This window comes from Sphingomonas sp. LM7 (assembly GCF_002002925.1).
Classification (GTDB): Bacteria; Pseudomonadota; Alphaproteobacteria; order Sphingomonadales; family Sphingomonadaceae; genus Sphingomonas.
The window spans coordinates 262,213-273,664 of record NZ_CP019511.1; the positions used below are offsets into that span (position 1 = coordinate 262,213).

Consider the following 11,452-nt stretch of genomic DNA (forward strand, 5'->3'; position numbering starts at 1 on the left):
TTTAGAAGGATGCCCAGTCGCTGTTGGCGGTTGCTGCGACCGGCGCCGGAAGCGGCTTTACCGGCGAGACATAGCCGCGCGGCTTGGCCGGACGCGACGGCGGGGCGGTGCGGACCGCGGCGGCGGGGCGGGTCGCCGTGCCGACGTCGAAGCGCGATGCCTGTTCGCCGAGCGCGGCGACTTCGCTGGTCAGGTTGCGCGCGGCGGCGGAGGTTTGCTCGACCATCGCGGCGTTCTGCTGCGTGGACTGGTCCATCGTCCCGATCGCGATGCTGATCTCGGTGATCGCAGTCGACTGCGCCTGGTTGTCGCTGGCCATCTGGCCGAGCAGCGTGTGGACTTCGCCCACATCGCCCGAGATGTCGGCGAGCGCGTGATCGACCTTCTGGACCATTTCCACGGCCGCGACGATGTCGGTCTGGGTGGCGGTCAGCTGGTCGCGGGCTCGAGCGGCTTCTTCCTCCGAGCGCATGGCGAGGGCCGAGACGAGATCGGCGACGACGGCGAAGCCGCGGCCTGCTTCGCCGGCGCGGCCGGCTTCGACCGCGGCGTTCATCGCGAGAACGCGGGTCTGGAACGCGATCTTGTCGAGGCCTTCGATGACGCTGTCGATGCCCTTGGCACCATCGGCGACGCGGCTCATTGCCTGGACCGCTTCGTCGGCGACGGCGCGGCCGCCGGCGACAGTGGCGATGGCGCCGTCGGCACGCTCCACGGTGCGGCCGGCGGAGGCGGCGGTGGCCTTGAGGCGGCCGTCCATCTGGGTGACCGCTGCCGAGGTTTCCTCCAGGCTGGCGGCATTGGCTTCGGTGCGGCGGGCGAGGTCTTCGGATGCCTGGGCGATCTCGGTCGAGCCGGTCTGGATCGTCGACGCGCTCTCCATCACCGAGCCGATCAGGCCGCGCAGCGAGCCCAGCGCTTCGTTGAAATTGTCGCGCAGCTCGGAATAGCTGGCGGGGAAATCATTGCCGATCTCGGCAGTGAGGTCGCCCTGGGTCAGGCGCTCGAGGCTGGTGCCCAGCCGGCGAACGGCCTCGGTCTGCTCGGCGGTGAGGCGATTCTGCTCGACCGCGGCGTCGCGGAAGCTGAGCATCGCCTTGGTCATGCGGCCGACGCAATCCTTATAGTCGGTGAATTCGATCGGGCTGGTCAGGTCGCCGGCGGCGAGCGCTTCCATGCGGACGACGGTGGACACATAGGGGTCGGCGATGGCGCGGCTGTAGCGGACGCATTGCACTGCTGCGCCGGCGATGATCAGCGCAACGAGCGGCGCGCCGACGATGGTCGGGGTGAACAGCGCGACCAGCGCGATGGCGACCATGACACCGAGGAGCACGTTGCGCGCGACCTGCAGCTTGAGACGAATGGGCGCCGTGGCCCGAAACCAGTCCATTTTGATATGCTCCTCCTTTGGGTGGCCCCCGCGGAGTTGCGACCCGAGGAGCCTGGGCGCCGGGGACCTTACGTCCGCGGAACCTAACCCAAGTTATAGGACACAGCGCGGAAACATTCGGGTTTCCGCAGAATTTCAATACGTGCTTTTACCGATGGCCATGATCGAACCAGTCGATGACGTTACGGAAACCACACGACAGGATGATTTATTAAATCTTGCGGCGCCCCTGCCGAAGGTGCGTGCGGTTTGCTGGTGTGTTGCTGGATCGTATGCACCGGTTGCTGCGACGGTTCAGATCGCCTCCGCCGCCGCCCGGCCGCTGGCCCAGGCCCATTGGAAATTATACCCACCAAGCCAGCCGGTGACGTCCACCGCTTCGCCGATCGCGTAGAGACCGGAAACCTTGCGTGCCGCCATCGTCTGCGACGAAAGATCGGCGGTGCTGATGCCGCCGATCGTGACTTCGGCCTTGGCGAAGCCTTCGGTGCCGTTGGGCAGGAAGGACCAGCCGGCGAGGCGACGTTCGGCCTCCTGGAGCTTGCGGTCGGTGAAGTTGCCGAGGTCGCCGGGCAAGGCGAGCTGCTCGGCGAGCGTTTCGGCGAGGCGATCGGGCAGCGCTTCGGCGAGCAGTTTGCGCAGCGTGGTGCGCGGGCGCGCGCGCTTGGCCTCGGCCAGCCAACTGGGCGCGCGGCCGGGGAGGAAGTCGATCGCGATCGGCTCGCCGTGGCGCCAATAGCTGGAGATTTGCAGGATAGCCGGGCCGGACAGGCCGCGATGGGTGAACAGCGCCGCTTCGGGAAAGGCGGCCTTGCCGGCGCGGGCGACCACATCGGTCGAGACGCCGGAAAGCTCGCGGAACAGCGCCTGGTCGGGCGGCAGGGTCAGCGGAACGAGCGCAGGGCGCGGCTCGACTATCTTGAGCCCGAAATGGCGGGCGAGATCATAGGCGAAGCTGGTGGCGCCCATCTTGGGGATCGACGGTCCGCCGGTGGCGATGACCAGCGCCGCCGCTTCGTCGGTGCCGACGCGATAACGGCCATCGGCATGGGTGATTTCGCCGATGCTGCGGCCGGTGCGGATCTCGACCTTCCCCTGCGCGCATTCGTCGAGCAGCATATCGACGATCTGGCGCGCCGAGCCGTCGCAGAACAGCTGGCCAAGCGTCTTCTCATGCCAGGCGATATGGTGGCGCTCGACCAGATCGATAAAGTCCTGCGCCGTGTAGCGGCCCAGCGCCGACTTGGCGAAATGCGGGTTGGCCGAGAGGTAGCGATCGGGCGCGGTGTGGATGTTGGTGAAGTTGCACCGGCCGCCGCCCGAGATCAGGATCTTCTTGCCGACCTGATCGGCGTGATCGAGCAGCAGCACCCGCCGGCCGCGCTGCCCGGCGACCGCGGCGCACATCAGGCCGGCCGCGCCTCCGCCAAGGATGATCGCGTCGTATATATCGGTCACCTGCTCCTCACGCAGCATCCCGGCTGAAGTGCCGGGGGGCACCGTGCGGCCCGGAGAGAAGTTTGAGCATCATGTCCGGTCGAGGCCCCGGCATACGGCCGGGGTGACGAATGGAGAAAGCGGCGCGCATGGTCTCAGTGCAGCTTGGCGATGCTCAGTCCGTCGAGCTTGGCGCGTTCCTTCACTGATTCCTCGCTGCGGGTGAGCGCCTTGGCGATCGCGCGCAGCGGCATGCCCTTCTTGGCGAGGGTGTGCAGCTTCTGAAGCTCGTCGGTGCGCCAGGGCTGGCGGTGGCGTTCGAAACGCTCGGACATCTGGGTCTCCTGTTCAGTTGCGTGCAATGCCATCCGCGCGAGGCCGTGACCAGTTCCATGGGGAGGGCGCGATGCATTTGCTGATCGCGGCGTGCCTGCCCGATGTGAAATCTTCTGCGGGGAAGACCGGCAGCCGGCGGACGGACACGACGATCGTGCGCGGATGGGGGCTGGTCTTTACGCTGGATGAGTCGGGGACCGATCGCTCGTATGTCGGCAGCCTTGTTCATCATAGTCCACGCGGCGGCAGACGCGCCCGAACCGCCCGGCTGAAACGCGAACGGGGCGGGCCTCTTTCGAGACCCGCCCCGCTGTTACGTCAGGCGCGCCGGCCTGGGCCGGCAGCAGCCTTACTTGACGTGCTTCGAGATGTGCTTGTTCATTTCGAACATCGTCACCTTCTTGGTGCCGAAGATCTTCTCGAGCTTGTCGTCCGCCAGAATTTCCCGCTTGTTCTCAGGGTTCTGGAGGTTGTTCTTCTTGATGTGATCCCACATCTTGCTGACGATCTCGCTGCGGGGCAGATCGGCGGTGCCGACGATCGCGGCCAGCTCCGGCGACGGCGTCACCGGCTTGGCGATACCACCACGTGCTCCGCCTGCTGCTTTAGTTTCGGCCATTCTCTCTTCTCCTGTTCGTACCCGTTTCCGGGCTATTCCTTCGTCAGCGCCCCCGGCTTGTGCGAAGCCTTCCCGCCGTTGTCGCTCTCGACGATGTACTGTGGTTCGTGCTCCGATGCACGAACCTGATGCCCTTTGATCGTGGTATCGCGCGTCTGTCTAGAGACGACTTTGCCATGGGCAGTGCCTCCATGCGATTTCCAGCTGACCTCGTCGCCGCGTTTGAGCACCTTCGCCATAGAAATTCTCCGTATTTTCAGATGGTAAGCGCGCGCGAAACGGGTTGGTTGCGCGGCTGCAACACTTCGTCGCGTTCGCGGTTCGCCTCAGCCGAAACCCGGGCATGCCGCTCGATTTCGCGGATTTTCCTGCGGTGCGAGCGATAGAAGCGGGACGGACGGCATGCTATCAGCCCCTGGGTCGCGTGGGAGGAAGCAATGCGGTTGCTGGTGTTGGGCGGAGTTTTGGCGCTGGGCGGGTGCGGCGGTGGCGGGACCACCGGCACCAATTATGCGGATACGCCGCCAATGGCCGAGATCGTCGCCACGCCTAGCCCCAAGGCGAGCGAGACCCCGGTGACCGAAGCGACGCCCGAGGCTGCGAACGACAGCGCGGGCGAGAATGTCGCCGAAACGCAAACCGCGGCCGAAGCGGCGGCGGATGTGGAAGCGCCGGCCAACGCGGCCGAATAAGCCTGGTCAGGCTGCGCGGCGGACTTTGGCGAAACCTTCGAAGGTTGCGCGCACGTCGGGGGCGGCATTGCCCGCGAGCCGGCTCACCCGGGCGATGAACAGCTCTGCGTCGGCGCCGGGCGTGCGATGCGCCATTTCCCAATCGCCGAACTCGCGGGCGTCGATCGTGCGGTTCGACAATATGACGATCGCGCGGTGGCGCGTGTCGGCCTTGATCCGGGCAAAGGCGGCTTCGACCTTGTCCGCGGGGCCTTCGAGTGCCTGGAGGAAGCGGGATTTGTCCGAATAGAGCATGCCGGTGATGCCGTCGCGCTGGTTGTTGACGCGCGAGGCGGCGAGGATCGCCGTGGGATCGGCGCTTGGCGCATTCGGATTGACGCTGCTGACATAGACGAGCTGAAGCACGGGATTTCCTTGCCGGTCTTACGATAGGGCATGGCTATGCCGGTCAAATATTAGGATTTTCTTGAAGCGGTGGACAAGCCGCGCGCGGCGCGCCATTATTCCGCCCGTGACCGACGCGCTGCACCTTCTGCGACTTATCCGCCCTTAGGGGCCGGACCGCGTCACGCGCACGCCTCTAAGGGCAAATGGCCCTGGGCCAAAGCAAGACCTTCTAGCATGACCGGGCACGCGCTATGCGCGGCCGCGACCCCTTGAGAGGCTTCCCCATGTTGCGCGACCCTAGCGTCAAATACCGTCCCTTCCCGCAGGTGGACCTGCCCGACCGGCAATGGCCGTCGAAGACGATCACCCAGCCGCCGCGCTGGCTCTCCACCGACATGCGCGACGGCAACCAGGCGCTGATCGATCCGATGGACGGCGAGAAGAAGCAGCGCTTCTTCGACCTGCTGGTGAAGGTGGGCGTCAAGGAAATCGAAGTCGGTTTCCCCAGCGCGGGCGCGACCGAATTCGACTTCATCTCCGGGCTGGTGCGCGACGGGAAGATCCCCGACGACGTGATCGTCCAGGTGCTCACCCAGTCGCGCCAGGATTTGATCGAGACGAGCTTCCAGAGCGTCAAGGGCGCCAGGCAGGCGATCGTCCACCTCTATAACGCCGTCTCGCCGGCATGGCGCGACGTGGTGTTCCGGATGACGCGCGCGGAAGTGAAGGCGATCGCAGTCGCCGGCGCCAAGGTGCTGCGCGACGAAGCAGCCAGGCAGCCCGATACGCAGTGGCATTTCGAATATTCGCCGGAGACCTTCTCGACTGCCGAGCTCGATTTCTCGGTCGAGGTCTGCGAGGCGGTGATGGAAATCCTGCGCCCGACGCCCGAGCGGCCGCTGATCCTCAATCTGCCCGCGACGGTCGAGGCGGCCACGCCCAACATCTATGCCGACCAGATCGAATGGTTCGGGCGCAACATCCGCAATCGCGAGTCGATCGTGATCAGCCTGCATACGCATAACGACCGCGGCACCGGCGTCGCCGCCGCCGAGCTGGGGCTGATGGCGGGGGCCGACCGTGTCGAGGGCTGCCTGCTCGGCAATGGCGAGCGCACCGGCAATTGCGACCTCGTGACCGTGGCGCTCAACCTGTACACCCAGGGTATCCATCCCGGGCTCGACCTCTCGGACATCGACGAGATCGTCAACACGGTGAATTATTGCACCAATATCCCCGTCCACCCGCGCACGCCCTATGCCGGCGACTTGGTGTTCACGGCGTTTTCGGGCAGCCATCAGGACGCGATCAAGAAGGGCTTCGCGGCGCAGGAAGCGCGTAACGATGACTTCTGGAACGTGCCCTATCTGCCGATCGACCCCAAGGATCTCGGCCGCGATTACGAAGCGGTGATCCGCGTGAATTCCCAATCGGGCAAGGGCGGCGTCGCCTGGGTGCTCGAACAGGACCGCGGATTGAAGCTGCCCAAGCGGATGCAGGCGGACTTTTCGCGCCACGTCCAGCAGCTTGCCGACGAGACCAGCCGCGAGCTCAATGCCGCGGACATCCGGGCGAAGTTCGAAGCGGTCTATCTGCCGGGCGAAAGCGATCGCATCGCCCTGGTCGATTACGAGGAATCGGGCGCGGCGGGGCAGCGGGTGTTCGTCGGGCGGATCGCGATCGACGGCGTCGAACAGTCGATCTCCGGGCGCGGCAACGGACTGATCTCCGGCGTGATCGACGCGCTGTCCGGCACCACGGGGCCGACGCTCGACGTGGTCGACTACAGCGAGCACGCGATCGGCCACGGCGCCGATGCGCAGGCGGCCGCCTATGTCGAGTGCCGGACGCAGGACGGGCGGACGGTGTTCGGCGTGGGCATCGATGCGGACATCGCGACGGCTTCGGTGCGCGCGGTGCTCAGCGCGGCGAACCGGGCGGGCTGAGTCGGTTGAACCGCTTCGTCGTCGTCTCGGGGTGCTCGGGCGGCGGCAAGTCGACCTTGATCGAGGCGCTGGCGGCGCGGGGCTTTGCGACCGTCGAGGAGCCGGGGCGACGGATTGTGCGCGAGGAGCGGGCAGGGGGCGGGCTTGCGCTGCCCTGGGTCGATCTCGCGGCGTTTGCGCGGCGCGCGATTGCGATGGCGACCGCCGATCGCGAAGCTGCCGAGGCGATGCCGGGCTGGGTGTTTTTCGATCGCGGCCTGATCGACGCCGCGGCGGCACTCGAGCATGCGACGGGAGAGGTTGTGGCCGAACCGCTGGCGCGTGCGCATCCCTATCACCGCACGGTCTTCCTGGTGCCGCCGTGGCCGGAGATCTGGACCGGCGACAGCGAGCGGCTGCACGATCTGGCCGATGCCGAGGCGGAATATGACCGGCTTGCGCGGATGTATCCGGCGCTCGGCTATACGGTGCATGAGCTGCCGAAGGCCGATGTCGAGGCGCGAGTGGCGTTTGTCCTGGCGACGCTCGGCTAGCGCGTCGGATCGATCAGATATTTCTCGCCGGTCGCCTTCTTCGCATAGGCGGCCACCATTTCGGGCTTGAGCACTTCGGCGAGCGAGATCGTCGCCGTGTATTTGCTGGCGAAGGTGGTGGTGAGTTCGGCGGCGACGCGGGCGCGCAGGCGCATTGCGCCTTCCATGCCGAGCTTCATCAGGAACGGGGTGAGCAGGAAGCCGCTGACGCCCCAGGCGAAGCCATAGCCGCGATCGAGTTCGGTCGGCCCCAGATCGAGCGCGCCATAGATATAGACCTGCTTGAAGGTCGAGGAGCCATAGCGGCTATATTCGGTGGCATTGCGGCTGGCCGCGGCTTCCATCGCGTGCAGGATCGCGTTGACGAGGCGGCCGCCGCCGATAGCGTCGAAGGCGAGCGTGGCGCCGGTCTCGGCGATCGCGTCGGTAAGCCTCTCGCGGAAGTCGCCGGCGCTGCTGTCGACGATGTACTTCGCGCCAATTTCCCGCAGGATCGCGGCCTGGGCGTCGCTGCGGACGATGTTCACCAGCGGCACGCCGTCGGCGATGCAGATGCGGTTGAGCATCTGGCCGAGGTTCGAAGCGGCGGCGGTGTGGACCAGCGCCTTGTGGCCCTCCATCCGCAATGTCTCGACGAAGGCGAGGGCGGTCAGCGGATTGACGAACATCGATGCGCCGTCGGCGGCACTGGCGCCTTCGGGGAGCGGAACGCAGTCGCGCGCGGCGAGCTTGCGATACTGGGCGTACATTGCGCCGCCGATCATTCCGACCTTCTTGCCGAGCAGTCTTTCGACGTTCGCGCCTGCCGCGACGACGGTGCCGGCGCCTTCATTGCCGACTGGCATCGACTGATCGAGCCGCGGCTTCATCGCGCCCATCCGTCCCTGCGGGATCGCGGCGGTGAGAATGGGGCGATCCGCGGTGCCGCCGGCTTCGAGCGTCGCCACATCGGCCGGGCCGAGCAGCAGGCCGAGGTCGGACGGGTTGATCGGCGTCGCCTCGACCCGGACGACGACTTCGTCGGGGCCGGGCGGATCAAGCGTGACGGGTTCGAGGGCCAGGGTCAGCCGCGCATCGCTGGAGACGGTGGAGCGCAGTTCGAGTCCCGTCAGCTTCTCGGCCATCATTCTCTCCTTATCCATTTCGAGCGCTTCGCACAGGATCAGCGCGACGGCCAGCGCCGCCGCACTTCGGGACCGATCACCTCGATATCGTCGGTGAGGATCATGCCGGAAAATCCTGCGGGCACCGCATCGAGCTGGTCCGGGCGCTCCAGCCCGGTCGCGCCCGAGCCATGTTCGCCGATCGGACCGGTCAGCATCACTGAGACGTCGGCCGCCTTCATCCGCGCGAGGAATCGGTTGGGCCAGCCCCAATAGGCCCAGCGCAGGTTTATCGGCACGCCGATGACGCTGCCGCGGCAGGCCCGGGGGACATGCCCGCTCCAGCCGATCAGAAGATAGCGCATCGCACAGGCCTTGCCGCGCTTCCCGGAGAGCAGCAGAGCATACGGCGCAAGCTGTTGCAGTCGTTGGATCGGCCGCTCGGCCGCATATACCTGCAACCGATGGTCGGTCGGATGGCCGTGCGCCTTCAGATAGGCCACCAATCGGTCGGCCTCGAGGGCATCGTTGCTCTTGATGTTGATGAGGAACTGCCTGCCCGCAAACGCCGTCAGCACTTGGTGGAGCGTCGGCATCAGTCCGACGCCCTTGCCGCGGAACGGAAAGCTTCTGCCGCGGTCGGCGGTATAGCCGTGACCGACGTCGAGGGTTTTCAGATAGGCCATCGATTGGTCGCGAGTGACGCCTCGGCCGTCGGTCCGGCATTCGAGCGTCCAGTCATGGAACACGGCAAATTCGCCATCGGTGGTCGGATGCACGTCGAGTTCGAGCGCAGTGGCACCCGCCGCGAAGCTCGCAGCCATCGAGGGCAGGGTGTTTTCGAGATAGGGATTGGTCGGCGGATCTATGCGCGAAGCAGTGCAGTCGTTCTGCCTCAGCCCGACATGGTTGAAGGTCTGGTGCACGCCGCGGTGCGCCAGCACGCCCGGAATGCCGGTCGGCCGAGGTGCCAGCCAGGAGGCGTTTACGAGGTAGATGCCTGCCAGTAGGGCCGCTGCTCCGCCTGCCGCAAGCCACCGTCTCCGCATCCCCGCGCTCCCCTCGGGCGGCGCCTATTCGTCCCGCTGCCGCACCACCTCGCAACCTATCCGTGCGTCGGGATAGATGTCGAGCTTGGTCGAGCGGACGCGGACCTCGACTACCCGCGGATCGCGCAGCGCGAGCGCGGCGACCTGATCGCAAAGGACTTCCTGCAGTGCGACGTGGCGCGTGGCGGCAAGGGCGTGGATCTCACTGCGCAGGAAGTCGTAGTCCACCACTGCATCGATCCGGTCTTCCGGCGGAGCAGGGTATCGACACGTCATCGCGACGCTGAGTTGGACGCGCTGCGGCGTCTGCTCGTGCGGATGGATGCCCAGGCCCATCGTCAATTCGAGCCCTTCGAGCAGGATCGTGTACTCAGCCATGCGGGCGCGTCCGGCCTTCGAACATCACGTCGCCGTCGCGCTGCAGGAAGCGCTGGCCGCAATCGACGAAGACGTTCTGCCCGGTGATGCTGCGGCAGGTAAGCAGATGCTCGACCGTCGCGGCGATGTCGTCGAGCGCGACGGGGCGCTGGAGCAGGTTCTGGCGGGCATGTTCGGAGAATTCCTCCGGCGTCTGGTCCAGGCTGGGCAGGGTCAGGCCCGGCGAGACGGCATTGACGCGGATGCGCGGGGCGAGCGCGCGCGCCATCATTTCGGTCGCGGCGGCGAGGGCGGCCTTGCTCAGCGTGTAGGTGAGGAAGTCGGGGTTGAGGTTGGCGAGCTTCTGGTCAAGCAGATTGACCACCGCACCGGCATCGAGATCGTCTTGCGCCGCCAATGCCGAGGCGAGCGCGACGGGGGCGCCGCAATTGATGCGGAAATGCTGGTCGAGCAGCGCGAAGTCTGTGAGCGGCAGCGCGTCCCAGGCGAATTGCGAGGCATTGTTGACCAGGCCGTCGATAGGGCCGCCCAGGCCTTGGCGCGCGGTGGCGATCAGTGCCGGGGCGGTGGCCGCGTCGGCGAGTTCGCCCGAGACGATGCAGGCGGTTCCGCCCGCCGCGGCGATTGCGTCGCGCAGTGCGGCGGCGTCATCGGGGGCGTTATGATGGTGGATCGCCACGCCATGGCCGCGCAGCGCGAGCCGGCGCGCGATCCCCGCGCCGATCCGCTTCGCGCCGCCGGTGACGAGCACCCGCATCAATAGCCCATCAGCTTGAGCACTTCCTGGCGGCTGCGCTCGTCTTCGCGGAACACGCCCATCATCCGGCTGGTGACCATGCCGACGCCGGGGGTGCGCACCCCGCGCGCGGTCATGCAGCCATGGGTTGCCTCGATCACCACGGCGACGCCCTGGGGTTTTAGCTTTTCCCAGATGCAGTCGGCGACCTGGGCGGTGAGGCGTTCCTGGACCTGGAGGCGGCGGGCGAAGCCGTGGAGCACGCGGGCGAGCTTCGAGATGCCGACGACGCGGTCCTTGGGCAGATAGGCGATCGATGCCTTGCCGGCGATCGGCGCCATGTGGTGCTCGCAATGCGACTGGAACGGGATGCCGGTCAGCAGGACGATATCGTCATAGCCGCCGACTTCCTCGAACACGCGGTTGAGGTGATGCGCTGGATCCTCGTCATAGCCCTGGCAGTATTCCTTCCAGGCGCGCGCGACGCGGGCAGGCGTGTCGATCAGCCCCTCACGCGTGGGATCGTCGCCCGACCAGCGGATCAGCGTGCGGATCGCGTCGGCGACATCGTCCGGAACGGCGATCTTGGCGGGGCCGGCGACGAGATCGCCGTCTTCCGCTGGATCGTGAATTTCCGCCATCCGCCTGTCCTTCCTCGCCTTGATCCAGTTTACGCTACGTCAGCGCGGATTCCGCCGCGACGGACCTGTTGCCCATCCGTACCGCTTCTTAAAAAACGGCGGGAAACCGCGGAGTTCCGCCCTCCACCCCCGTTGACGGCTTCGGAAATGCAGCGTTAGTTGCCTGCGTAATAAAAGCAACGCCGACACCGGATATCCTCCG

The 11,452-nt window shown here is 66.5% G+C and carries 14 protein-coding genes; 3 read left to right on the top strand and 11 right to left on the bottom strand.

Annotated elements, in window-relative coordinates; all coding sequences use genetic code 11:
- Position 1: 1 nt before the first annotated feature.
- The 5 genes from BXU08_RS01165 to BXU08_RS01185 form a co-directional block, all read right to left on the bottom strand.
- Complete coding sequence (locus BXU08_RS01165) at positions 2-1,393, bottom strand: methyl-accepting chemotaxis protein (protein ID WP_077507889.1); 1,392 nt, start codon at positions 1,391-1,393, stop codon at positions 2-4.
- Positions 1,394-1,687: 294 nt separating this feature from the next.
- Complete coding sequence (locus BXU08_RS01170; RefSeq protein ID WP_290439634.1) at positions 1,688-2,851, bottom strand: NAD(P)/FAD-dependent oxidoreductase; 1,164 nt, start codon at positions 2,849-2,851, stop codon at positions 1,688-1,690.
- A gap of 134 nt (positions 2,852-2,985) precedes the next feature.
- Positions 2,986-3,165: a hypothetical protein gene (locus tag BXU08_RS01175; RefSeq protein ID WP_077507894.1), complete on the bottom strand. Its 180-nt coding sequence runs from the start codon at positions 3,163-3,165 to the stop codon at positions 2,986-2,988.
- A 350-nt stretch (positions 3,166-3,515) separates the two neighbouring features.
- Positions 3,516-3,785, bottom strand: a complete 270-nt coding sequence (locus BXU08_RS01180) for an SWIB/MDM2 domain-containing protein (RefSeq protein ID WP_077507897.1) — start codon at positions 3,783-3,785, stop codon at positions 3,516-3,518.
- A gap of 32 nt (positions 3,786-3,817) precedes the next feature.
- Complete coding sequence (locus BXU08_RS01185) at positions 3,818-4,024, bottom strand: DUF2945 domain-containing protein (protein ID WP_077507900.1); 207 nt, start codon at positions 4,022-4,024, stop codon at positions 3,818-3,820.
- Between the two features lie 198 nt (positions 4,025-4,222).
- Here BXU08_RS01185 and BXU08_RS01190 point away from each other — a divergent pair, with 198 nt between their 5' ends.
- Positions 4,223-4,477, top strand: a complete 255-nt coding sequence (locus BXU08_RS01190; protein ID WP_077507903.1) for a hypothetical protein — start codon at positions 4,223-4,225, stop codon at positions 4,475-4,477.
- Between the two features lie 6 nt (positions 4,478-4,483).
- Here BXU08_RS01190 and BXU08_RS01195 read toward each other — a convergent pair whose 3' ends face one another.
- Complete coding sequence (locus BXU08_RS01195; protein ID WP_077507906.1) at positions 4,484-4,882, bottom strand: BLUF domain-containing protein; 399 nt, start codon at positions 4,880-4,882, stop codon at positions 4,484-4,486.
- 266 nt (positions 4,883-5,148) lie between these two features.
- On the opposite strand from BXU08_RS01195, the gene leuA reads away from it, so the two are divergent.
- The gene (leuA, locus tag BXU08_RS01200; RefSeq protein WP_077507909.1) at positions 5,149-6,810 is read left to right on the top strand and encodes a 2-isopropylmalate synthase; all 1,662 of its coding nucleotides are present in this window, start codon (positions 5,149-5,151) and stop codon (positions 6,808-6,810) included.
- A 5-nt stretch (positions 6,811-6,815) separates the two neighbouring features.
- The gene (locus BXU08_RS01205) at positions 6,816-7,343 is read left to right on the top strand and encodes an AAA family ATPase (protein ID WP_077507912.1); all 528 of its coding nucleotides are present in this window, start codon (positions 6,816-6,818) and stop codon (positions 7,341-7,343) included.
- On the opposite strand, the gene BXU08_RS01210 is transcribed toward BXU08_RS01205, so the two are convergent.
- The 5 genes from BXU08_RS01210 to folE are packed head-to-tail and all read right to left on the bottom strand — an operon-like array spanning position 7,340 to position 11,250.
- Positions 7,340-8,467 (bottom strand): zinc-binding dehydrogenase, encoded by a 1,128-nt coding sequence (locus tag BXU08_RS01210; RefSeq protein WP_077511868.1) that lies wholly within the window; start codon positions 8,465-8,467, stop codon positions 7,340-7,342. The two genes, BXU08_RS01205 and BXU08_RS01210, sit on opposite strands and share 4 nt — an antisense overlap.
- Positions 8,468-8,505: 38 nt before the next feature.
- A complete protein-coding gene (locus BXU08_RS01215; RefSeq protein ID WP_077507915.1) occupies positions 8,506-9,495 on the bottom strand; it encodes a glycerophosphodiester phosphodiesterase family protein in 990 nt (329 codons plus the stop codon).
- Between the two features lie 24 nt (positions 9,496-9,519).
- The gene (locus BXU08_RS01220; protein WP_077507918.1) at positions 9,520-9,873 is read right to left on the bottom strand and encodes a dihydroneopterin aldolase; all 354 of its coding nucleotides are present in this window, start codon (positions 9,871-9,873) and stop codon (positions 9,520-9,522) included.
- The gene (locus BXU08_RS01225) at positions 9,866-10,630 is read right to left on the bottom strand and encodes an SDR family oxidoreductase (protein ID WP_077507920.1); all 765 of its coding nucleotides are present in this window, start codon (positions 10,628-10,630) and stop codon (positions 9,866-9,868) included. Before BXU08_RS01225 ends, BXU08_RS01220 begins: the two co-directional genes overlap by 8 nt.
- Complete coding sequence (folE, locus tag BXU08_RS01230; RefSeq protein ID WP_077507923.1) at positions 10,630-11,250, bottom strand: GTP cyclohydrolase I FolE; 621 nt, start codon at positions 11,248-11,250, stop codon at positions 10,630-10,632. Before folE ends, BXU08_RS01225 begins: the two co-directional genes overlap by 1 nt.
- Positions 11,251-11,452: the final 202 nt, after the last annotated feature.

What these genes read in the sequence shown, in the direction of transcription:
- BXU08_RS01225 (WP_077507920.1), bottom strand. Translation starts at nt 10,630, where the DNA reads ATGCGGGTGCTCGTCACCGGCGGCGCGAAGCGGATCGGCGCGGGGATC.
- leuA (WP_077507909.1), top strand. Translation starts at nt 5,149, where the DNA reads ATGTTGCGCGACCCTAGCGTCAAATACCGTCCCTTCCCGCAGGTGGAC.
- BXU08_RS01175 (WP_077507894.1), bottom strand. Translation starts at nt 3,165, where the DNA reads ATGTCCGAGCGTTTCGAACGCCACCGCCAGCCCTGGCGCACCGACGAG.
- BXU08_RS01185 (WP_077507900.1), bottom strand. Translation starts at nt 4,024, where the DNA reads ATGGCGAAGGTGCTCAAACGCGGCGACGAGGTCAGCTGGAAATCGCAT.
- BXU08_RS01215 (WP_077507915.1), bottom strand. Translation starts at nt 9,495, where the DNA reads ATGCGGAGACGGTGGCTTGCGGCAGGCGGAGCAGCGGCCCTACTGGCA.
- folE (WP_077507923.1), bottom strand. Translation starts at nt 11,250, where the DNA reads ATGGCGGAAATTCACGATCCAGCGGAAGACGGCGATCTCGTCGCCGGC.
- BXU08_RS01220 (WP_077507918.1), bottom strand. Translation starts at nt 9,873, where the DNA reads ATGGCTGAGTACACGATCCTGCTCGAAGGGCTCGAATTGACGATGGGC.
- BXU08_RS01210 (WP_077511868.1), bottom strand. Translation starts at nt 8,467, where the DNA reads ATGGCCGAGAAGCTGACGGGACTCGAACTGCGCTCCACCGTCTCCAGC.
- BXU08_RS01180 (WP_077507897.1), bottom strand. Translation starts at nt 3,785, where the DNA reads ATGGCCGAAACTAAAGCAGCAGGCGGAGCACGTGGTGGTATCGCCAAG.
- BXU08_RS01190 (WP_077507903.1), top strand. Translation starts at nt 4,223, where the DNA reads ATGCGGTTGCTGGTGTTGGGCGGAGTTTTGGCGCTGGGCGGGTGCGGC.
- BXU08_RS01165 (WP_077507889.1), bottom strand. Translation starts at nt 1,393, where the DNA reads ATGGACTGGTTTCGGGCCACGGCGCCCATTCGTCTCAAGCTGCAGGTC.